Genomic DNA, 20,451 nt, shown 5'->3' with positions numbered 1-20,451 from the left:
GGCCAATCTGAGGTGGGCTGCTCCGGCGCCAAGACCGCGTGCGCAGCCGTCGATGACGGTGGCGCCGCGCCGCGGTGACGGCGGCAACCGAATTGGCGGCTGCCATGCCCAGGTTGTTGTGCCCGTGGAAGATCACGGGCATGGCCACCGCCACGGTGATGGCGCGGATGCGCTCGGTCACGTCGGTCGGCAGGTGAGTGGCCGCCGGAGTCCATGTTGCCGACCGCCTGTGCGCCTGAACTTATCGATGCCCTCGCCCGGGCCGGGTGGGGCCGCGGAGCCCAAGTTATCGACAGGGCTCTGTAGCGTCCGTCTGCCCGATTCCGTTGTCCACGGTTGGCTCTTGAAGGCGCGAGTTCTGGATCTCCCGGCTCCGAGTCGGCGGCCCTCAGGCACCCGGAAGGAAGAGGCAGAACGGATGGCCGTGAGGGTCGCGGAGGACCCGCACGTCCTTCTGAGGCTGACACTCCTGCAGCGTCGCGCCCAGGGCGCAAGCCCGTTCGGTCTCCGCCTCCAGGTCATCGACTTGCAGGTCCACGTGCGCCTGCATCTGCTGAGTGCCCGGGCCCTGCGGCCACGTCGGAGGAGTGTGATCCGTCTCCAACTGGAAGCTGAGACTGGGGCGTTCCTGGTCCGGAGCCTTCAGACGAACCCATTCCGGCTGTCGATCGACTTCCTGCCAGCCGAGCAGGGCCCGGTAGAAGTCGGCCAGCGCGGGAGGATCGGGAGTACCGAGAACAAAGGCACCGAGCGTTGCAGTCATGTATCCAGCCTTGCCCCGACACTCGTTCTCACGCAACGTGGTGTCCCGCCATCGTGTGATCGACGTGACGCCGGCCAGTATCGCTGGACAGTTCACCAGCGCATCACCGAAGCGGGACGGCTTCCGGCCCTTGGTCTCCGTCGACGTGCGGCAGGTGACGCTACGCTCAAGGCGCGGCACTGAGAGGGCGACATCCACAGTCGGCCTGGTCCCTAGTGAGGGAAGCGGCGAGGCGGGCGAGTGACGGTGGATTCGCGGAACTCGGCGATTCGCGAATGGACTTGGCGCATCAGGTGGGTGTCCTCGATCCGATCCAGATAGAGGCAGCGGGCTGCCAGGCCTGGCAGGTCGAAGGCGAAGTACAGGGACATCAGCGGGTTCACGAACAACTCGCTGCCCCGGGTGCGATCAGTGAACCGGACGTCGCCGAACGAGCCGCGCACGGCTGCCGCGATGGAACCGTTCACGATGCTGGGGTGCTCCGGGGTGTGGTGCTGGGCGTGTGTCACCGCGTCGAGGTAGAGAGCGCCCTCACGGGTGGCACGCGATATCGAGAACGCCCCGAGGTACGCGCCGTCGCGCTCCAGCGCGGCGATATTCTCCAACACCTGCGCGTGGTTGACGCCGTGGTACGCGTCCACACCGAAGCCGACCGAGACGACGAGGCGGGTCGGTATACCGTCCAGCGCGGCCAGCGCCGCCACGCTGGCCAGGTCCTCTTCCGGAGTGCCGAGCCCGGCTTCGTCACCGCGCATCAGAATGTCCGTACCACCGTCAACCAGCACCACGGCGTCGACGCGGTGCAGCTCGATCAGTGCTTGGTAGGCGGCGCGCAGGGGACGCACCCCGGTTTGGGGGAAGGCGTACACCGTGAACGGGTAGCCGTGCTGGCGCAGCCACTGAGCAAGGGTCCGCTCGGGGAAATAGCTCTGGTGCAAAGCGGAGTCGGGAGTGATCGCGACCAGGTCGGGGGCGACCCAGTCGTCTATCGGAAGACCCTCGAGTGCGCTGAAGGAGAGGTTCGCGAGATGCACCTGCTTGCCCTGGTGCAGGAGGGAAAGAGCCAACGGCAGGCCGGAGTAGATGTCGAATCCGCCACCCGCACCCGCGACGAGGATCCGTTCGGCATCGGCAAGCCGAGTGAAGAGTGGGTTGGTGTGGAGAGACGTCATGCCGACCATTGTCCCGTGACCCGGCCCCGGGCGCTCCCGAGTTCTCGCCTGACGACGGAGTTCCGGAGCGACAGGAGTCAAAGCCTCCGACGCTCGACTGTCAGGTCGACCTGTTGCGGTGACGGCCCTGGCCGGCACCCGCTCATGAGACACCTGAACAGTTCGCATAAGCGGCGAGCTGGTCGTGTGGACGCCGCGGGTCGTCTCGCCTTCGAGCAACTGCAGGACCGGCTGCGGCGGCGCGTCGCCGGCACAGCCCGGGCGGCGGGCGAGTGGCCGACTCACTTCGTCGCGTTCGCTCTGCTGCGGCTGTCCGGGACTGATCCGGTCGGATGGCCGTATCGGCGGCGCGGGGCCGCGCTCGAGTCCGTGTTGGCCGCTCGTCGCAACCGTCACCGTCCTGTGCGAGAGCCGTAACAGTCCTTGCGGGGGGCGTGAATCCGGAGCCAGGGCGAGCATCCTGTCAAGACCCATCCCAGTACGTCAGCAGCCACGGGGGCTCATGATGCGCACTTTCCGCAAGACCACCCGCGCCCGGACGCTCGGCGCCCTTGGCCTCGCCGCCGCCGCACTCCTGGCCGCCACGGCCTGCGAGCCGAGCGACGACAAGGCCGGCAACACCCCGTCGCCGAAGTCCTCCACCTCCCCTTCCGTCTCCGCGCCCACGTCGGTTGCCTCCTCGACCTCCACGCCGTCCTCTGCCCAGCCTTCCGTCTCCGCGCCCACGCCGACTGCCTCCTCGACCTCCGCAGCGTCCTCTGCCAAGCCGTCCGCGCCGGGACGTCCGGGCGAGGCCGCCGGCGACCCGAAGGGCATCAACGGCAACTGCCCCGACGACTCGACCGACGTCAAGGTGGAGTGGGCCGTGCCTCCCACGAAGGACGACTCGAAGCTCCTGTTGATCGTCACCAACACCAGCACCAAGCCGTGCAAGCTGCGGACCTACCCGGTACTCCGGCTGGAGGACGGCCACGGCCAGCTCGTCGGGGTCTTCAAGAACTCCAAGCCGCAGACGGAGGTGACCCTCACCCCCGGCAAGGAGGCGTACGCGGGTCTGCTTCTGCGCCAGAGCACCAACGACGTCAGCACCCTCGTGAAGAACATGGCGCTCGCACCGCACGGTCAGAGCCCTGACAACAACACCGGCGAGGGTGTGCTCCTGGAGATGCCGAAGGGCGGCGTGCGCGTGGACGACAAGGCCCGCGTGACATATTGGAACGACAGTTCGGAGGCTGCCGTGTCGCCGCTGTTCGCCCACTGACGGGGCGGCCAGACGCCGGCTGCCCTGAGGCCTGCCACCGCGATCGAGGGGCCCCGGAGATCCCGGGGGTCCCGGGGCCCCTCACAGGGCACTGGCCACGCGAGACCCCTCGGCCTCACGCGCCTGCCGGTCTGAATGAAGCATGCCCCACGGCACACCACCGTCCGGGACCGTGGTGAGCGGCCCGCCCGGCGTTGGCGAGCCTCCTGCCGAGAGGTGGTCCTGTGCCCACACCGGCAGGGCGGCCAGGGAATGAGGGATTGGGCCCGTGCCGCCCGACGGGATGGCCGCACCCATGGCGTCCTGGACGCCCGGCGGGGCGAGCAGCGGCAGATCGCGGCACCAGCCCTCGGGCGTGAGCAGCTGCTGTTGCGGGCTGAGGCCTGGCGTCACGGCGTCAGAGTCTCGAAGCAGGTGGAGTGCGAAGCCTGTGGCGTCCGGCAGTTGGCGGGCATCGACGGCACCGTCAAAAGTATGGACCTGCTCATGCCAATCGGCTACGGTCCCAGCCCGCCTCAGAAGAGCCCCCAGAAGGAGCCAAGATGCCCATTCGACCCATGACACCTCGTACGAGGACGCTGTGGTCAGCGTTACCCGTCGGCAGCGCCGTCGGCATACTCGCGCTCGCATGGCCGGCTCAGGCCGCCTCCATCTGGACCGGCGATGCCTCCGGCGGCACCGGCGTCTTCGGGCTGCTGAACTGTGACGCCCCCGGCAGCATCACCACAACGAACGACGCGCAGCGTGGCACGATCTGGAAGTACAGCAAGCCGAGCGGCAGCAACCGCTGCGAGAGCCACGGCATCAAGGTCGACGGCGCGAAGTACACCTTCCAGAACGGGAAGACCTACTGGTTCGGCTGGTCGAGCAAGCTGTCCAGCACTGTGGACAACAACGCCAACTTCCAGTGGAAGTCCTACGGCGATCACGTCCAGAACTGGCCGGTCGTGCTGAAGATGATCAGCGGCCGCGCCACGGTGATCCAGCGTCAGCCCGACGGCAAGGTCTACACGATCTGGTCGGCGCCCGTCTCGGCCGGCCAGTGGAACCGCTACGCGATCGGGCTGCACTTGTCCGACGCGACCAAGGGCGGATGGGTCGAGCTCTACCTCAACGGCAAACGCCAGACATTCAGCGACGGCACCACGCAGTGGGCCTGCCGCACCTTCGACAGCAGCAACGACCCGAAGTGGGGCACCTACGGGGCACAGGGAAGCAACGTCATCAACTACATCGACGACCTCAAGGCCGGAACCACATACAACGACGTGGACTGATCCCCGCCCATGACTCACGATCGCTGTCCTGCAGGGCGGACTCCGAGACCCGTCTGATGTTCTACCAGCGCGGATGTCGAACTGGTGGAGCTGGGCAGCGGTCGGCGCGCCGTCCTGATATGCCGCGTCGTACACCCAGCGGGGCAACGGCTTCCCCGCCGACGCCTCCGCCGAGATGACCAAGTTGGTGTCCCGCTACGGCGGCCTGCCCCGGTGATCGACCCCTACTTGCCCCAAAAGGAGGCCTGCGTTGCCAGAGCGTCCCGAGCCACTTCACCTCCCGCCGCGGCTCCGTAGGGGACGCCTCCGCCGGCACCTGCCTAAGCACGCCCTCACCGGCGCCGCGCCCATGGTGACCACGTCGCAGCACACCGGCGGCCAGGAAGAGCGTGGCCTTCTGGTACGCCCAGGTCGTCCATCCGCTGATCGAGACCGGTAAACAGCACGCTGAACTCCTCCCCGAAGAACGTCACTTCGCGCGGCACATGGAAGATCGCGGCGAGTGAGTGCACCCGCCATCCCGAGATCGACATGGCCTCGGACTCAATACCGCGGACAGCTCAGAGGACGCCGAAGGCGAGGACCTGGCCGCAGGCGCCTGCCCCCGCTGCCGTCCCGATAGTGATCTCGGGATCGCCTGCTTGGCGCCTCTTCCTGAGGCGGGCGCTGCATATGCCCGGAACTGTGGCTTCCACCACAGCGAATGTGGTCTTGTCCTGGTGAGATCACCGGATGCTCGGTTTCCTCCTCCGTCTCCTGCCGTTCTGGGTCCGCGAGCCCCTGCTCATCGCGGTCGGGTCCGTTTTCGGCGTACGCATCATGTATCTCGCCGTCCGCGATCACGATCGGGTCGCGGCCGGTATCGGCGCGGTGTTCCTCGTGTTCACCGCAATACGCGTCCACACGGTGGTCCGGGCACTGCGCGCACGCCGCAGCCTGACTCCGGCGGCCGCCGCAGACCGGGTGACAGTCGATGCTGCCGCCCAACCTCAGACCCAGACCCAAACCCAGACCCAGACCCAAACCCAGGCCCAGACTCAAGCCCAGGCCCAGGCCCAGGCCGGAATTGGGCCGCGTCCCGGCCCGGACACCTCGGAGAAGGAGCCCAACGCATGGGGCCAGGCCGTCGCGGCCGTGGCCGTGTTCGGGGCACTCGCGGCCGCGCTGTGGGTGGCCCCACGCGTGATGCCGTCCGACGACAACACCCCTCAGCCCGCCTCGTGTTCAGACGGGGAACACGAGGAGCTGCCGAAGGCCTACAAGCAGACGCCCCAGCCTGTGACCGGTGAAGAGCTGTGCAAGGCGCTCAACCGGCCAGACCTGGCCAAGCTCCTTGGAACACCTGAAGAGACCGCGACCACTGCTTCCGGCACCAACAACACCGCTCCTCTGACTGATGGGAAGGTGGCGCAGCCGGAGGCCGAGGTCAAGTTCGACACCTACACCGTGAATGTCTCGGCCACTTACAACGACCTGTCGACTGACCAGTACGTCAAGCTGATGAAGTTCGGGAATGAGAAGGACGTCAGGACGCTTAGGGTTCTAGGTCGGCCCGCGGTCTTCTCCTCGGATCACACCATGAAGATCGAGATCAATCTCGGGAGCGGCAGTTCCGGCGGACCAGTCGAACAAGGTCCCCTGGCCAGGACGCTGTCCGTGGCCCTGGACCGCAATGACCAGGGCGGCTACTGCGACATCACCGTGTGGAGCACGTCCGGAGCCCTCCCGAACGACAGCGTTCTCCTCGACATCGCTGAAAAGGTTCTACCGACGATCCCCGAACGGTCCGTCCGATGAGACGCCGAGAACATATTTCCACGGATCCGTCGTCGGGGTCGCCGAGTCCAGCTCCACTGCCACTTCGGACACGACGAAGGCCGGGAGGCGCATCCTGGCAAGCAGACGTTCGTCTTGACCATGGCCGTCGCTGATAGTGATCGCCGCCACGGGGTCGGCCGGGCACTTCCATGGGGCTGCCCGGTCCCAAGAAGCCTCGACGCGGACGCGACCAGCTCCCAACCACTCCCCCGTTGACATCACCGCCCCATTGACGTCGGCAGGGACGCGGCGGCCCCGCCGACGCGCAACCGACTGAGCGCGGCCGTTATGGCAATCACCGTCTCCGCCTCGGTACGGGTGTCGGGAAATGTTCTTGTGATGGCGTCCTTGTGCAGGGCGCCGCTGGACTGGTCCTACCGCGCGCCTTGGCGGCACGCTCCCGCCTGGACCGACGGCGTCGACTCCCGTCAACTGCCCGTCCTCACCAGCTTCGCGCTCCACTCGGCTTCGAGACCTCGACGCCTGGGCTCACCTTGGAATGGAGTGCCGGCTGCACCGAGTGCGCAGAGTCCGAGCCCTGTCCGGGGTATTGACGTGTCAGCGACAACGGTGGCTTGATGAACAATACGTTGACATGGGAGCGCTCCCATACCCGGCGTTCCGCACTCCCCGCTCCGCCCCACTCTTCGGGAAGGACACCCCGTGCGCAGCAGACACCATCACCATCTCCTCGCTACTTTCCTGGCCGCTCTGCTCGTCTTCGCCGCCGGTTTCGGCCTGGCCGGCGCCCCGTCCGCCGCCGCCGCGACCCCGGTACGGATCATGCCGCTCGGCGACTCCATCACCGGCTCCCCGGGCTGCTGGCGCTCTCTCCTCTGGAACCAGCTCCAGGACGCCGGTTACACCGACATCGACTTCGTCGGCACACTGAACGCCCAGAGTTGCGCCCTCACGCACGACGCCGACAACGAAGGCCACGGCGGCTTCCAGGCCACCGCCACCGCCGACCAGAACCTGCTGCCCGGATGGCTGGCGGCGACCCGGCCGGACATCGTTGTCATGCACTTCGGCACCAACGACGTCTGGAGCAGTATCGCGCCGGACACCATCCTCGCCGCGTACACCAAGCTGGTCGGCCAGATGCGTGCCAGCAACCCGGCGATGAAGGTGCTGGTCGCCCAGCTCATCCCGATCAATCCGAACAGCTGCGCCGAGTGCGCCGCTCGTACAGTGGCCTTCAACCAGCGCATTCCGGCTTGGGCAAATGGCATCACCACCGCGCAGTCGCCAGTAACCGTCGTCGACCAGTGGACAGGCTTCGACACTGCCGCCGACACCTACGACGGCGTCCACCCCAACGCCTCCGGCGACACCAAGATGGCGGCCCGCTGGTACCCGGCGCTGTCGGCCCTGCTCACCCCGGGGAACCCGGGGGACCCCGGAGGCCCCGGGAGCGGTGGCTGCTCGGCCACCTTCCGGGCGGTGTCCGTGTGGCAGGGCGGCTACCAGGGTGAAGTGACGGTCACCAACACCTCATCCACGGCGGCGATCTCTTCCTGGGCGGTGACTCTCGCGCTCCCAACCGACAGCCGGCTCACCCAGGTCTGGAACGGCGCGCTGACCGGGACGACGGTGCGCAACGCCGGGTGGAACGGCACGGTGACGGCGGGGGCGAGCACCACATTCGGCTTCCTCGCGAGTACGTCGGCTGCGGCGGGCACGCCTTCGGCGACGGCCACGTGTTCGGCGTCTTGGTGAGGGTTTGACTGAGTCCACGCCGATCTGTCGAACAATCGGTCCTGGCCATGGTCTCAGACCTCGCCGAACGCGGGCTGATACTGCGGGAGGGCAGAAAGGTCCTGTCCGTCGCCCTACCCTCTGCCGACGGCTGGCGTCACATCACAGAGAGTCGAACGTGACCAAGTTCTACCGCCTCTGGGCATCCACCGCTTCATCCAACTTCGGCGACGGACTTCTTCATGTCCTGCTACCGCTCCTGGCTTTGGCCTGGGGCGCCTCCGGCTTCGAAGTGTCCCTCGTTGTCGCATCGAGCTACCTCCCATGGTTGTTCGGAAGTCTGGTCATCGGCGTCTTCGTCGACCGGCTGAACAGATCCTCGATCATCCGTACGGCGAATGCGGTACGGGTTCTCGCCACCTTCGTCCTCCTGACGGTGACGCTGGCCGACTATGCGAGTGTCGCTCTGCTGGTCGCGCTGGCTCTCGTCTACGGAGTCGCGGAGGTGGCGGCGGACCTGAGCGCCCAGAGCGCGGTCTCCCAGGTGGTCCTGGATGAGCAACTGGAGACCTCGTACGGGCGGATATCCGTCTCGCAGGTGATCGCAAATACGTTGGTGGGACCGGCAGCGGCCGGGATCTTGTTCGGGCGGACCGAGTTCACCCTGATAGGACTCATCGGCGCGTGCTACGTGATCGCAGGGGTATCGACCCCTGCGACCGCGGACAGCAGAGGGGACACCCGCGAGCCCTGGTCCTTCCGCCAGATCCGGAGCGAACTACGGGCCGGGGTGTCGGCCGTCACCACCAACTCCTGGCTGCGCCGCGCCGCGCTCTCGGTGGGCGTCATGAACTTCGCATCGGGTGCCAATGCCGGGCTGTTGGTGACGTATGCGGTGAGCCCCGGCCCACTTGAGCTGACGACGGGCCAGTATGGGGTGCTGCTGTCGGCACTGGGTGTGGGATCGATGATCGGCAGTTCGGTCGCCGCGCGCATCTCCCGACTGCTCGGTGAGTCCAATGCGGTTGCGGTCGGCGTCGCAGGGCTGCTGATCACCATCGCGGCTCCCGGTCTCTCGCTCGATGTATGGGTCATCGGGACCCTGATGACTGCGGGAAGTGCGGTCGGCACCCTCTTCGGAGTGAAGGTCATCTCCATGCGTCAACGGTCCGTACCGAACGATCTTCTCGGCCGTGTGAACTCCGCGTTCCAGGTTGTCGGGATCGGCTCGGCGCCTCTGGGCGCGATCGTCGGGGGCCTGGTGGCATCGATGGTCGGCATCCGCCCGGTCTTCCTCTGCCTGGGCGCGTTCGCCGCGTTCACTGTCGTCCTGCTCAGGCCGTGGCGGAAGGAGCCGGTGTCCGTGGCGTCGTGAGTCCGCGTCGTCCAACAGCGGCTCCACGCGCGGCGCGCGCCTCTGAACGCTGCGTACGCCAATGAGCGGGTCGACGCCGCCGCCCTTGGACAGCAGCTCGCGCCTGAAGACCACATGGGCCTGCCCAGTCCAATTGGCGACTGCCATGAGCGCGGCCGGACAACTCACCGGCTGGCGCGGTGACTTGTGACGATCGGGAAGGGGTGGCAGGGCGTCGCATGCTGTGGCCCACCCGTGCTTGAGGAACACTGCGGCCCGGCTGTCACCGGCGGGCGTGAAGCGACCGTCGGCGGCCCCGCAATCGGCCCATTGGAAGTCCACGGCACGTGGTGCACATCTGTAGCCCTCGCCGTCCAGATGTCGGATCGGGAGGCACGGCCATCCGCCCGCCAGTCACAGGAGGGGCGGATACGTGTATGGACCTGGCCGGCGACGGCACCGGTCAGGTCAACGGACGAAGGGGGCATGGTCGCGAAGGGGGTCACCAAACCGTCACTGAGTACTCGTACGCAGGAGAACGTGATGGGCTACTCGACTCAGAAGCCTTCCCCGAGAACGCGCTCGACCAGCTGGAGCTGCCCCTCCGTCAGTCCGGGATCGGTGAACTCGAGCGGGGGCTGGTCGTCCACGGTCAGCGTGTAGTGGTAGGCGTCGGGCACACCCGGCCCGGCCGGGGGCCGGTTGTGTGGCTCGGCGAGGACCTCGTGCGCGAGCCGTTCCAGCTCCGCCCCGTCAGGCCGCCCGGAGGTGTCCACGTCGGCCCGGCGTGGCATGCCGAGCAGGCCACCGCTTCTGACCAGCCGGATGTGCATGGCGTGGGGGCTCACAGGACGCCGACGGCCCGCCACGCGTCTTCCACCGCAGCAAGCTCACTCCCCGAGTTGTAGAGCTGCTTGGCTGTGCTCGCCGTGGCTTCCGCGAACTCCCGGAAGGTGCAGTTCTGGGAGAGCTGCCCGGAGCTCATCGTCTCGTACCAGATGCGTCCCGCCTTCTCCCAGGCGAAGCCGCCTATGGCGGTCGCGGTCAGGTAGAAGGCTTGGTTGGGGATGCCGGAGTTGTCGTGGACGCCGCCGTTGTCGTTCGTGGTGCGGATATAGCCGCTCATGTGCTTCGGCTGTTTGTCCTTGCCGCCCAGCTGTGGGTCGTCGAAGGCCGAACCTGGGTCCTTCATGGACCGCAGGGCCTGCCCGCGCACCGCCGGGGTGAACAGGCCCGCCCCGATCAGCCAGTCGGCCTGATCAGCCCTCTGCTGTCGCACGTACTGCTTCACCAGCGAGCCGAAGACATCCGAGACCGACTCGTTGAGGGCGCCCGACTCGTCCTGGTAGACGAAGCCGGCGGTGTACTGCGTGACCCCGTGCGAGAGTTCGTGGGCGATGATGTCGTGGGAGAGGGTGAAGTCGTTGAAGACGCGACCGTCACCGTCTCCGAAGATCATTTGACTGCTGTCCCAGAGGGCGTTGTTGAACCGGCGACGGTAGTGGACCGTCGCATCCAGCGGCAGGTTGGCGTCGTCGATGGAGTGGCGCCCGTAGACGTTCTGAAAGAACGTGAAGGTGAGACCGAGGCTTTCGTAGGCACGGTTGACGGTGCCGTCCAGCATGGGGGCGCCGCCTTCTGCCCTGACCACGTTGCCGGGTAGCGCCATGCTGTTGTTGGTGTCGTAGATGGTTCGCGTCAGGACGTACTGCGTGGGCGGGGCGGGTGCCGCCAGGCTCGGCGTGTCGATCCGGTTCTGCCGGAAGTCGGCGGCAACGGCGAGCGTTTCCCGGGCTGCCTCGCGGGCGTCGGGATGGTCCGCCGCCTCGGCCAGCTTTTCGAGAATGTACGGCGGGAGGATGCCGCAGACGGGGCGCATAGGGGTCCCTCCTTCTTAGAGGGCTGCTTGAGGAGAGTCACGAGTCCCCTGCACCGGGGACTCGGAGCGGGGGCCGCGTAGTCACGCGGGCCGGACAAGTCCCATGCCTCTTATTCTGCGCCGGTGGGCGGAGTTGCGCATGCGGAGCGTGGCTGCGCGGGATCAGTACCGCCGCACCGACTGCGCCACATCATGGTCATGTCGAGCTTGAGCGCGCTGCTGGAGCAGTCGACCGGCTCGCTCTTGAAGTGGGATGTGAAGGGGGACGACGAGCCGGTCACCGTCAGGCAGTCTGATCTCAAGCGGCGGCACGGCACGGGTCGCTGGCGCCAGCTCGGCCAGATTGGCCAACGCCCTGGCCACGTTCCGGGGACGCAGGTAGATGTCGTAGCCGTAGTGGGTTGACGTACCCTCCGCCAGGTGACCCACCATCTGATAGAGCAACGCGCCCTTGACGCTGCGATCGATGATGCACGTCAGGCTCTTGTCGAGCACGACCATGCGTTGGATTGGCTGCTTCGCCCGGAAGCGGCACGTGATGGTCCGCTGGCCACCGAGGCCTGGGTATTCGACCGGCCCTTGACGCATGTCTTGCTGGTGCGGCACCGCTGGCGCGGATGGGTACCGCCCGGCGGCAGGGTCGATCCCGGAGAGACGCCACGAGAGGCGGCCCGTCGGGAGTTGTACGAGGAGACCGGCGTACGGGCGGAACTGCTCGGGACGCCGGCGGCTGTCACCGTGCGCTCCTATCATCCCGGCTGGTCGGCCACCATGGGGGTGTCCTTCATGACGGTCGTCGATCGGGGCGCGGAGCTGGTCCCCGAAGAGGGCCAGCCTGCTGCCTGGCTGCGGCTGGATGAGCCGTGGCAGGGCTGGTTCTCCGAAGATCGCCTCTGTATGGAGCGGTGCGCCGGATGGCTCAGGGAACGCGGTTGAGCGCGCGCCTGGGCCGAGTCGGCAACACCCGGTTCACCAGGAGTCATGGCTGATTCCGTCCGGCTGGCTGCCCCAGGGCCGGTAGCCGGACGGGAACGCCCCCTTTTTCGTTTCTCATTGCCGTGCCGGATCTCGCGGATCAGCGGACTGCGGTGAACTCCTGCAGCTGTGGAGCCAGTTGACGCTCGGGCCCGGGCGAAGATCCCCAGGCCTTCGAGGTAAAGTCCGGGCCGAGACCAGTACTCACGAAACCCACCCTGGTCGAACCCTAGTCGGCCTTCCGCCAGCGGGCGCGCAGACTGAACGCCGCGCCCTTCGGCCGACGTTCGCGGGTGAACACTCCCTTCTTGTTGCCGTCGACACGGAAGACACCGGGTGCGGTGGCGAAGTCGGCGAAGTTCCAGACCTGTTCGCCGACGACCGCGTCGACACGGTCGAACACCCGGTGATACACGTCGAGCAGTTCGGTCTGGTACTCCTCGGTCCACGGGCTGGGTACGGCGCTGCGCAGTCCGGGGTAGGCGTCCGCTCCGTACTCGGTGATGACGATGGGCTTGTCGTGCGCGGCCCACTGGCGCAGTTCCGCCTCCAACTCCGTCTCGGCCGTGGCCAGGTCGTCGGGGCCGAAGTACCAGCCGTAGTAACGGTTGAGGAGCACGACGTCGAACAGGTCGGTGACCACGCACTGGTCCGGTTTCCCCATGAGCGCGTTGACGTAGGCGACGGGCCGTGAGGGATCCAGCCGGCGCGCCTCGGCCGCCAGAGGTGCGAAGTAGTCGCGCGCCTCCGGTTGGACGTTGTCCGGCTCGTTGGCGATGGACCACAGCACGACACTCGGATGGTTCTTGTCGCGCTCCACGAGCTCCCTCACCGCCTGCAGGTGAGTGCGTTGTGTGCTCTCACCCACGGTGTCGGGCGAGAACGTCGACGCCTTCCGGCCGGAGCCGAAGACACCTCCCGCGATGTTCAGGTTCAGGCCGACGGCCGCCGTCTCGTCGATGACCACCACACCCTGTCGGTCCGCGTAGTCCAGCACCTCCTCGGCATAGGGGTAGTGCGAGGTGCGGAACGAGTTCGCGCCGGTCCACTCCAGCAGGGCGAAGTCATGCACCATCAGGGTGTCGTCGTGAGCCCTGCCGCGCACGGCGGCGTCCTCGTGTTTGCCGAAACCCTTGAAATAGAAGGGGATTCCGTTGATCAGGAATTCCTTGCCCCGTACCTCCACCGTGCGCACGCCCACGGACTGCCGGTAACTGTCGACGAGGTCGCCGGAGGTGCTCCACAGCGTGGCCTCGAGTTCGTAGAGGTAGCCGTCGCCGGGCGCCCAAGGGTGCACGTCTTCGATCCTGAGGGTCCCCTCCGCCCCGGTGGCGGCATGAACCTCGACCCCGGAGGCGTCGCGCAGCGAGACGCGCACCACGTGCTCTTCGGCTTGTGCGCCGCTGTCCACGCGGTAGCCGACGAGGCCGGTCGTGTCCTGCAAGCTGGTGGTCACGGTGATGTCGGTGATGTGGACCGGGGGCGTGGTGTACAGCCACACGGGCCGGTGCAGCCCCGCGTAGTTGAAGAAGTCCTGGAAGTAGTGCTGCACCCGGCGGCCGTCCGCTCGTTCCTCCACTCGGCCGGGCGGTATCGACTCCCAGGTCAGTTCGTTGTTGACCACGACGGTGACACGGTTCTCGGCACCCGGCCGCAGGTGCGCCGTGACGTCGGCCTCGAAGGGGGTGTAACCGCCTTCGTGCCGGGCGACCTCGACATCGTTGACCCAGGCCACGGCGCGATGCGTCGCGGCGTCGAAGCGGAGTACCGTCCGTTCCCCCGCCCACCGGTCAGGAACCCATACCTGCGTCTGGTACCAGACGTCCCCGACATGGTCACGGACGGTCTTGTCCGGGAAGATGTCGTTGTAGCTGGCCGGCACCGGGATGTCCACGGCGCCCGCGAGCCGCGAGCGCCACCAGCCCTCGGCACGGCCGGCACCCTCCGCGTCCAGGCGGAAGCTCCACAGGCCGCCGAGAGAGCGGCGTTCACGAGTGGGGCCGTCCTGGGGACGAAGCATGGTTGGTTCTCCTGTTCTGTGTGCGCGTGTCGACGCGGCAGTCGAAAGGGCAGCAATGAAATGAAGGGCGCCCGGGGGCTGTCGGCGCTTGTGGGGACCGGCTTCGTCGGGCGCGGGCCGGTCTACTTGATGCCGGTGTTGGCGATGCCCTGGATGAAGTGTCGTTGCAGGGCGAGGAAGAGCAGGATGATCGGTGTGACGACCGTGACCGCCCCGGCCAGCAGCAGGCCGTAGTTGGTGCCGTTGGCTCCCGTGGAGAAGAGGGCGAGGGCGACGGGCAGCGTGTAGTGGTCCTCGGTCTGCGCGATGACGAGCGGCCACAGGAAGTTGTTCCACTGCGCGAGGAAGGTGAGGATCGCCAGTGTCGCCAGCGCCGGCCGTGTCAACGGCAGGATCACCCTGAGAAAGATCCGGGATTCGCCCGCACCGTCGAGGCGCGCCGCCTCGACGAGGGCGTCCGGGATGTCCCGGATGAACTGCCGCATGATGAACACGCCGAACGGTGTCACGAGGAAGGGCAGGATGAGCCCGAGGTAGGAGTTGCCCAGGCCCATGTTGCTGACGAGCACGAACAGGGGGACGAAGGTCGTGACGCCGGGGATGATCAGCATGGTGAGGACAAGGCCGAACAGCAGACGCTTCCCCGCGAACTCGATCTTCGCGAAGGCGTATCCGGCCATCGAGCAGAACAGCAGGTTTCCCAGCACACAAGCCACCGCGACGAGCGTGCTGTTCAAGAAGTAGAGTCCGAAGCTCTGCTTCGACAGCAGTTGTTGGAAATTGGCGAAGGTCGGGGACCGCGGAAGCCAGGAACTGGGATGGGCGACGATCTCACCCGTCGGTTTCACCGAGCCGAGGAACATCCAGGCAAAGGGCGCCAGTGTCGCGAGGAGTCCGAGCACGAGGGCGCCGTAGAGAACGAGACGAGCTGTGGGGACTCGCCGGGACGGATGCCGGTCCCGGAAGGCCGGTCCTGTCGTTGTGGTGGTGGCGGTCATGTCAGGCCCTCGCTCGGAAGATGCGGAACTGAAGAAGGCTCAGTAGGGCGATCGCGGTGACCAGCACATAGGACGCGGCCGATGCCACTCCGTAGTTCCCGAACCCGAATTGCTGGTAGGCGTAGAAGCTGATCGACGTCGTGCTGTCCAAGGGCCCGCCGCTCGTCATGACGAACGGTTCCTCGAAGAACTGGAGGTAGCTGATGCTGAGCAGGATGGCGACCACCAGCGTGGTGGGCCGGAGCAGCGGCAAGGTCACACTGCGGAAGGCCCGCCAGCGGGACGCGCCGTCCACAACGGCCGCCTCGTGCAGTTCTGGCGGTATCGACTGCAGTCCCGCCAGGAAGATCACCATGGGGATGCCGAAGTGCCGCCAGACGGCCATCAGTATGAGGGCGGGCATGGACCAGTTGGGATCGTTCAGCCAGTCCGGCCCTGAGATTCCCACTACGGACAGGACCGAGTTGATCATCCCGTCGGGCTTGTAGAGGTACCTCCATACGACCGCCACCGCCACGATGCTCGTCACGACCGGAGCGAAGTAGGCGACCCGGAAGAAGCCCTTCGCGCGCTGGATCCCGGAGTTGAGTGCGACGGCGACGGCGAGAGAGATCCCCATCGTCAGTGGTATGCCCACGGCGACGAAATAGAGCGTGTTCAACGCTGCGCGGACGAAGGTGGGATCGTCGAAGAGCGCTGTGTAGTTCTCCAGGCCGACGAAGTTGACGCTGAAGGGCGTCTGCACGTCCCTGCTGGTGATGTCGGTAACGCTCATCGACAGTGATGAAAAGACGGGCCAGATGCCGAACGTGGCGAACAGCAGGACGAAGGGTGAGCAGAAGGCCCAGGCGATCAGTGTGCGCCGCAGGCGTCCGGAACCGTGCTTCGACCGTTGCGCCGGCTTCCTGGTGGAAGCCCTCTCGCGTACGGGTTTCAGGGAGGTGGCCGTGGTCATCGGGACTGCCCTGTTCCGATCGCGGACGCTTTCACCTGAATCCGTTCAAGGGCCGCCTTCGGCGACGAGACTCCCTTGGCCACCTTCTCGATCTCGGCATCGATGACCGCGGAGATCTGCTTCCACGTGGTGACGGTCGGGCCGGGCAGCGCGGTCTGGAGCTGGGATCGGAAGACGGCCAGCGTCGGGTCCGACTTGAGCTTCCCCTCATCCCAGGCCGCCTGGACGGCGGGAAGGTCTCCGGACTGTTCGTACCAGTCCTGCTGGATGTCGGGCTGGGAGAGCCACCGGATGAACTTCCAGGCACCGTCGCGGTTCTTCGCGTTCTTGAACACCGCCCAGTGCCCTCCCCCGATGAAGCTGGCGTTGGACGTCGCTCCCTTCGGGAGCGTGGCGACCCCCACCTTGTCCTTGACGAAGTCCGCTCCTCCCGCCCCCTTCAGCAGTGCCGTTTCCCAGGGGCCCGAGACGAGTGCGGCGGTGGAACCGGCGACGAACTGCGGCTCGATCTCCCCGAGACTCACCGCCCCGTTGCGGGTTGAGGTCTTCGATGTGAAGAACGACTGGTAGTACTCCAGCCCCTTGAGCGCCTCGGGTGTGTCGAAGGTGAACTCGGTGCCGTTCTCGTTCATGAGATGCGCACCGGCCTGCCACATGAAGGGCAGGACGCCCTGCCAGCTCGCCGCCACGCCGGTGGGCAGCGCCAGGCCCCACTTCGCGCCCTTCTTCTGGAGGGCCTTGAGGAACGGGCCGTACTCCTTCCAGGTCTTCGGCGCGGAGACTCCGGCAGCCTGTGCCAGGTCCTTGCGGTAGAACAGGACGCGGGTGTCCACATACCAGGGAACGCCGTACGTGCCCCCGTCGTAGGTGGTGCTCTGAGCGGCGCCTCGGTAAAAGGACGAGGTGTCGACGAGGCCGGCCGGCACCTGCTCGAGTCCGCCTGTCGAGGCGAAGTTCGTCAGGTCGGCAGATCCGACGAGCGTGGCGTCCGGCGTGTCCTGGGAGGCGATCGCCGTTTCGACCTTCTTGGCGTAGTCCTGCCACGGGATGGCCGTGACCTTCACCTTCGCGTCCGGGTTGACCTTCTGGAAGCGCGCGGCCAACTCGGGCAGGCGCTCGCCCTCGGTACCCATGGCCCAGACGTTGATCTCGCCCTTGGCAGGTGAGTTGCTGATGGGAGCGCCCGTGGCTCCCCCACCGCCTTGTGTATCGGACCGGCCGCAACCGGCCAGAACGAGTGTGGCGGCCAGACCGCCGATGAGCGCTTTCGACAAATGTGAGGTGGACATCCTCGTCTCCTCTCCACCCGGTGGATGCGTGAGCGGCTCTACCGCACGACGTGGTGTGGGTCAGCGAGACCGTACAGCGAAAACCGAACAGGTGCCATACTTTCAGCCGAAGTGACGATGGCGGATTATCGGCCGGACACTGCCCCGCACCGCCCGCTTAGGGTGGGGGCATGACCGAGAAGACGGCGGCCCGTCCGGCCACTCGCCGAGGCCCATACGCCAAGAGCGCACAACGCAGGGCCGATATCGTCGCGTCAGCGACCGCCGTGTTCGCGGCTCGCGGTTACCGTGGGGGGTCCCTGAGGGAGATCGCCAAGCAGCTCGACGTCAGCCTGACCAGCGTCGTGCACCACTTTCCCAGCAAGAGCGAGCTCCTCGTGGCCGTCCTCGAGAACGCCGACGCCGCGAGCGGCGACGCCTTCGAGTCGGACAGCCGTGAAAAGGGCGTGACCTACGCGGTCCTGCGGTACGTCCGCCGCAATCTGGAACGACAGGAGATGCTGCGGCTCCTCGCTCTGATGGCCGCCGAGGCCTCGGCTCCCGACCACCCGGCGCACGAGTGGTTCCGTGACAGGTACGAGCGGGTCGTCACAGTTTTCACGACCGCGGTACGCAGGGACCAGGACCTGGGTCGTATCTCGAACCGGAGGCACCCCGAGCTGATCGCGGCGGCTCTTGTCGCGATGTGGGACGGCCTCCAGCTCCAGTGGCTCATCGACCCGCGGCGTGATCTCATGGGCGGGATCTCGGCCGGCTTGGAGGATCTGCTGGGCGATCCTGCCGTCGGTGACCGGCGGCACCCGTAGCAACACCCTGTGAGCGATCAAGTTCGAGTTGGATTTCGCCCCGGCGCCGAGGTTCGGCAAGCGCTTCAGGCGCTTCAGGCGCTTCAGGCGCTTCAGCGGCCGAGGTAGCCCGCGTGCCCGTCATCGTCGACGTCGAATTGAGTACCCGTCATGGAGCGATCCTCGCAGGCTGCGGAGCTCAACCGGGCCGAAGTCAGCAAGCCCCGGCTGCCATCGACCAACAGGCACAGACGTTGAAGGACAAGCTGAATACACTGTTTGTGATCCCGGTGTCTGCACGGGAACCAGAGAGCGCGATGAGCGCGTCACCTGCTCGCGCGGCCATTGGTCTTCTTGCCCGCATCGTGACCGCAGGAGTACTTCCCAGCGGTCACGACTGCCTTCACGGACCGGAGTCGATTACCACGCCCACCGCACAGGGGTCGTGGCAGATCAGCCTGCTGAGCTGGTGTCGATTGCCGCCCAGCGAGCACGCTGACACCATGCCGACATGACCACTGCTGGAGCGCCGAACTGCCTGATTGTGACAGGGATGCCGGGCGCCGGGAAGTCGACCGTGACCAGGCTCGTCGCTGAGCGGCTGTCACGTTCCGCCCGGCTCGACGGCGATGAACTCAACAGGATGATAGTCAGCGGATTCGTCTGGGCCCTCGGCGAACCCGCCGACGAAGCAGCACGGCAAGTCGAGCTGTTGCACCGCAATCTGTGCACGCTGGCGAACAACTTCGCCGACGCCGGCTTCACACCCCTGATCGACGCGGTGATCCCCTCCCGCGAGAAGCTGGACTTCTTCCTCGATCTCCTCACGCCTCGCCAGGTCTTGTTCGTCGTCCTCACGCCGGGCATCGAGGTCTGCCAATACCGCAACACCATCAGGGATCCACGTGAACGGTTCGACTTCGACGGCTACGAAGCCCTCGAAGCCGACATGAAACGCGAATTCGGCGACGTCGGCTGGTGGTTCGACACCGCGGCCCTCACTCCCGACCAGACCGCCGATCGCATCGTCCGCGAAGCAGGCCGCCGTGCCCTCGTGAACTGACCTCAGTCCGGCTCATCCAAACCGGCACGAATCCCACCGCCTGGCCTTCACTCAGGCCATAGCCGCAGGCCAGGACGCCGCGACGCGGTGGCCTGCGCGGCGGACTCTCGGCAGTCGGGGACGGCGGCCCCGGCCCGGCTGCGCCGCCTGAGCCCCCCACTTCACCCCGCACCCCCACCTCGCACGATCAGGGCGTTTGACCACGGAAGCCGCGTCGGCGCCCTCGCTGATCCGACAACGTTGCCCCCGCAGCGAGACACCACCCAAGGCGTCCCGCACGGCCAAGAGGAGACATCATGCGAGGTACCCGGGCCCTCACCGCGGGCGCACTGGCGCTCACGCTGGCAACCGGTATCGGCTGGGCCGCCCAGGCATCCCCCAGCCAGGCCCCGGCCGCCAAGCCCGCACAGGCCCGAGTCGTCGACGGCTACCAGATCGTCACGCTCCCCAACGCGAACGTCCCGAACTTCCAGCGGCGCACCCTCTCCTGCCCGGCGGGCAAGCGCGTCATCGGCGGGGGCGCCGAAGCCCAGGGCAACGGCGCTGTCCTCGTCGGCAGCTTCCCCACGCCGGACGGCAAGGCCTGGGTCGGCATCGGCCGCCAGGACGGTTACACCTCGGTCGGCATCAGCGTCTACGCCATCTGCGCGTACTGACCCCACCCGCAGGCCGCAGGGCCGTACGACCCACACAACCCGGCCCCACGGCCGTCGGCGCCCCGCCCCGGACATCCGGCGGCGGGGCGCCGCACGTCCACCCTCGGGACAGCAAGGGCGTCCTGTTGGCCGCCCTTGACCAGCTCGACGACACGGCCGGGCTACTGCAGCCGCGGCTCGCGGGCCGCCATCCATCGGCGGGCTGCTGCTCCTCGTCCTCGTCGACGGGCCGGCCCCAGGGCGAGGAACCACTGGGGGACCGGGAGGCCGGCCTCCTCCGACCAGGGCTCAGGCCACCGGTCCAGCGGTCCGCCGGTCCACCGCCTCACGCATGGCAACAGGGACGCACCTGGCTGGACTGACCCTCGGAGTCGTCGAACAGCTCGAGGTCCGGCTCCGGGCCGGCGGAGTGGAAGCTGACGAGCTAGACCTTCTGGTGTACGAACGGGTAGAGCTGCACGCCCATCAAGTCGGTGTCGAAGCTGACC

Annotated in this window: 20 protein-coding genes and 1 pseudogene; 10 read left to right on the top strand and 11 right to left on the bottom strand. The window is 67.0% G+C overall.

The window, feature by feature from the left end; all coding sequences use genetic code 11:
• Positions 1–3: 3 nt before the first annotated feature.
• From OHA64_RS47230 to OHA64_RS47220, 3 genes and pseudogenes are all read right to left on the bottom strand, one after another.
• Positions 4–239: pseudogene (locus tag OHA64_RS47230) on the bottom strand (4-hydroxy-2-oxovalerate aldolase); the annotation flags it as partial.
• A gap of 149 nt (positions 240–388) precedes the next feature.
• Positions 389–763: a VOC family protein gene (locus tag OHA64_RS47225; RefSeq protein WP_405623527.1), complete on the bottom strand. Its 375-nt coding sequence runs from the start codon at positions 761–763 to the stop codon at positions 389–391.
• 212 nt (positions 764–975) lie between these two features.
• Positions 976–1,935: a DUF1152 domain-containing protein gene (locus OHA64_RS47220; RefSeq protein ID WP_405623526.1), complete on the bottom strand. Its 960-nt coding sequence runs from the start codon at positions 1,933–1,935 to the stop codon at positions 976–978.
• A gap of 502 nt (positions 1,936–2,437) precedes the next feature.
• On the opposite strand from OHA64_RS47220, the gene OHA64_RS47215 reads away from it, so the two are divergent.
• Positions 2,438–3,196 carry a DUF4232 domain-containing protein gene (locus OHA64_RS47215; RefSeq protein ID WP_405623525.1) on the top strand — a complete coding sequence of 253 codons (759 nt, stop codon included), beginning with the start codon at positions 2,438–2,440 and terminating at the stop codon, positions 3,194–3,196.
• 81 nt (positions 3,197–3,277) lie between these two features.
• On the opposite strand, the gene OHA64_RS47210 is transcribed toward OHA64_RS47215, so the two are convergent.
• Entirely contained in the window at positions 3,278–3,589 is a 312-nt protein-coding gene (locus OHA64_RS47210; protein ID WP_405623524.1) for a hypothetical protein, read from the bottom strand.
• 149 nt (positions 3,590–3,738) lie between these two features.
• On the opposite strand from OHA64_RS47210, the gene OHA64_RS47205 reads away from it, so the two are divergent.
• From OHA64_RS47205 to OHA64_RS47190, 4 genes are all read left to right on the top strand, one after another.
• On the top strand, positions 3,739–4,473 hold the full coding sequence (locus tag OHA64_RS47205; RefSeq protein ID WP_405623523.1) for a heparin lyase I family protein: 735 nt from the start codon (positions 3,739–3,741) through the stop codon (positions 4,471–4,473).
• Between the two features lie 732 nt (positions 4,474–5,205).
• Positions 5,206–6,270 carry a DUF6215 domain-containing protein gene (locus OHA64_RS47200; RefSeq protein WP_405623522.1) on the top strand — a complete coding sequence of 355 codons (1,065 nt, stop codon included), beginning with the start codon at positions 5,206–5,208 and terminating at the stop codon, positions 6,268–6,270.
• A gap of 684 nt (positions 6,271–6,954) precedes the next feature.
• Positions 6,955–8,010, top strand: coding sequence for a GDSL-type esterase/lipase family protein (locus tag OHA64_RS47195; protein ID WP_405623521.1), 1,056 nt, complete (start codon positions 6,955–6,957; stop codon positions 8,008–8,010).
• Positions 8,011–8,167: 157 nt separating this feature from the next.
• Positions 8,168–9,364: an MFS transporter gene (locus OHA64_RS47190; protein ID WP_405623520.1), complete on the top strand. Its 1,197-nt coding sequence runs from the start codon at positions 8,168–8,170 to the stop codon at positions 9,362–9,364.
• A 536-nt stretch (positions 9,365–9,900) separates the two neighbouring features.
• Here OHA64_RS47190 and OHA64_RS47185 read toward each other — a convergent pair.
• From OHA64_RS47185 to OHA64_RS47175, 3 genes are all read right to left on the bottom strand, one after another.
• Positions 9,901–10,176, bottom strand: coding sequence for a protealysin inhibitor emfourin (locus tag OHA64_RS47185; RefSeq protein ID WP_405623519.1), 276 nt, complete (start codon positions 10,174–10,176; stop codon positions 9,901–9,903).
• An 11-nt stretch (positions 10,177–10,187) separates the two neighbouring features.
• Entirely contained in the window at positions 10,188–11,222 is a 1,035-nt protein-coding gene (locus tag OHA64_RS47180; RefSeq protein ID WP_405623518.1) for a M4 family metallopeptidase, read from the bottom strand.
• Between the two features lie 162 nt (positions 11,223–11,384).
• On the bottom strand, positions 11,385–11,723 hold the full coding sequence (locus tag OHA64_RS47175; RefSeq protein WP_405624457.1) for a hypothetical protein: 339 nt from the start codon (positions 11,721–11,723) through the stop codon (positions 11,385–11,387).
• Positions 11,724–11,726: 3 nt separating this feature from the next.
• On the opposite strand from OHA64_RS47175, the gene OHA64_RS47170 reads away from it, so the two are divergent.
• Positions 11,727–12,158: an NUDIX domain-containing protein gene (locus OHA64_RS47170; protein ID WP_405624412.1), complete on the top strand. Its 432-nt coding sequence runs from the start codon at positions 11,727–11,729 to the stop codon at positions 12,156–12,158.
• A 268-nt stretch (positions 12,159–12,426) separates the two neighbouring features.
• Here the strand turns inward: OHA64_RS47170 and uidA are convergent, their stop codons facing one another.
• From uidA to OHA64_RS47150, 4 genes are all read right to left on the bottom strand, one after another.
• Entirely contained in the window at positions 12,427–14,217 is a 1,791-nt protein-coding gene (uidA, locus tag OHA64_RS47165) for a beta-glucuronidase (protein WP_405623517.1), read from the bottom strand.
• 122 nt (positions 14,218–14,339) lie between these two features.
• Positions 14,340–15,215, bottom strand: coding sequence for a carbohydrate ABC transporter permease (locus OHA64_RS47160; protein WP_405623516.1), 876 nt, complete (start codon positions 15,213–15,215; stop codon positions 14,340–14,342).
• Between the two features lies 1 nt (position 15,216).
• A complete protein-coding gene (locus OHA64_RS47155) occupies positions 15,217–16,170 on the bottom strand; it encodes a carbohydrate ABC transporter permease (RefSeq protein ID WP_405623515.1) in 954 nt (317 codons plus the stop codon).
• Positions 16,167–17,459: a sugar ABC transporter substrate-binding protein gene (locus tag OHA64_RS47150; protein ID WP_405623514.1), complete on the bottom strand. Its 1,293-nt coding sequence runs from the start codon at positions 17,457–17,459 to the stop codon at positions 16,167–16,169. The genes OHA64_RS47155 and OHA64_RS47150 overlap by 4 nt, the downstream gene beginning before the upstream one ends.
• 170 nt (positions 17,460–17,629) lie before the next feature.
• On the opposite strand from OHA64_RS47150, the gene OHA64_RS47145 reads away from it, so the two are divergent.
• From OHA64_RS47145 to OHA64_RS47130, 4 genes are all read left to right on the top strand, one after another.
• A complete protein-coding gene (locus tag OHA64_RS47145) occupies positions 17,630–18,265 on the top strand; it encodes a TetR/AcrR family transcriptional regulator (protein ID WP_405623513.1) in 636 nt (211 codons plus the stop codon).
• 113 nt (positions 18,266–18,378) lie between these two features.
• Positions 18,379–18,759, top strand: coding sequence for a hypothetical protein (locus tag OHA64_RS47140; protein ID WP_405623512.1), 381 nt, complete (start codon positions 18,379–18,381; stop codon positions 18,757–18,759).
• Positions 18,756–19,307 carry an AAA family ATPase gene (locus OHA64_RS47135; protein WP_405623511.1) on the top strand — a complete coding sequence of 184 codons (552 nt, stop codon included), beginning with the start codon at positions 18,756–18,758 and terminating at the stop codon, positions 19,305–19,307. Before OHA64_RS47140 ends, OHA64_RS47135 begins: the two co-directional genes overlap by 4 nt.
• Before the next feature lie 296 nt (positions 19,308–19,603).
• Positions 19,604–19,963: a hypothetical protein gene (locus OHA64_RS47130; protein WP_405623510.1), complete on the top strand. Its 360-nt coding sequence runs from the start codon at positions 19,604–19,606 to the stop codon at positions 19,961–19,963.
• Positions 19,964–20,451 lie beyond the last annotated feature (488 nt).

Origin of the sequence: Streptomyces sp. NBC_00076 (assembly GCF_045041235.1) — a bacterium.
Lineage (GTDB): Bacteria > Actinomycetota > Actinomycetes > Streptomycetales > Streptomycetaceae > Streptomyces.
This window is presented reverse-complemented; position numbering and strand designations above follow the sequence as displayed.

What these genes read in the sequence shown, in the direction of transcription:
- OHA64_RS47205 (WP_405623523.1), top strand. Translation starts at nt 3,739, where the DNA reads ATGCCCATTCGACCCATGACACCTCGTACGAGGACGCTGTGGTCAGCG.
- OHA64_RS47220 (WP_405623526.1), bottom strand. Translation starts at nt 1,935, where the DNA reads ATGACGTCTCTCCACACCAACCCACTCTTCACTCGGCTTGCCGATGCC.
- OHA64_RS47135 (WP_405623511.1), top strand. Translation starts at nt 18,756, where the DNA reads ATGACCACTGCTGGAGCGCCGAACTGCCTGATTGTGACAGGGATGCCG.
- OHA64_RS47185 (WP_405623519.1), bottom strand. Translation starts at nt 10,176, where the DNA reads ATGCACATCCGGCTGGTCAGAAGCGGTGGCCTGCTCGGCATGCCACGC.
- OHA64_RS47145 (WP_405623513.1), top strand. Translation starts at nt 17,630, where the DNA reads ATGACCGAGAAGACGGCGGCCCGTCCGGCCACTCGCCGAGGCCCATAC.
- OHA64_RS47175 (WP_405624457.1), bottom strand. Translation starts at nt 11,723, where the DNA reads ATGGTCGTGCTCGACAAGAGCCTGACGTGCATCATCGATCGCAGCGTC.
- OHA64_RS47150 (WP_405623514.1), bottom strand. Translation starts at nt 17,459, where the DNA reads ATGTCCACCTCACATTTGTCGAAAGCGCTCATCGGCGGTCTGGCCGCC.
- OHA64_RS47215 (WP_405623525.1), top strand. Translation starts at nt 2,438, where the DNA reads ATGATGCGCACTTTCCGCAAGACCACCCGCGCCCGGACGCTCGGCGCC.
- OHA64_RS47200 (WP_405623522.1), top strand. Translation starts at nt 5,206, where the DNA reads ATGCTCGGTTTCCTCCTCCGTCTCCTGCCGTTCTGGGTCCGCGAGCCC.
- OHA64_RS47180 (WP_405623518.1), bottom strand. Translation starts at nt 11,222, where the DNA reads ATGCGCCCCGTCTGCGGCATCCTCCCGCCGTACATTCTCGAAAAGCTG.
- OHA64_RS47160 (WP_405623516.1), bottom strand. Translation starts at nt 15,215, where the DNA reads ATGACCGCCACCACCACAACGACAGGACCGGCCTTCCGGGACCGGCAT.
- uidA (WP_405623517.1), bottom strand. Translation starts at nt 14,217, where the DNA reads ATGCTTCGTCCCCAGGACGGCCCCACTCGTGAACGCCGCTCTCTCGGC.
- OHA64_RS47155 (WP_405623515.1), bottom strand. Translation starts at nt 16,170, where the DNA reads ATGACCACGGCCACCTCCCTGAAACCCGTACGCGAGAGGGCTTCCACC.
- OHA64_RS47130 (WP_405623510.1), top strand. Translation starts at nt 19,604, where the DNA reads ATGCGAGGTACCCGGGCCCTCACCGCGGGCGCACTGGCGCTCACGCTG.
- OHA64_RS47225 (WP_405623527.1), bottom strand. Translation starts at nt 763, where the DNA reads ATGACTGCAACGCTCGGTGCCTTTGTTCTCGGTACTCCCGATCCTCCC.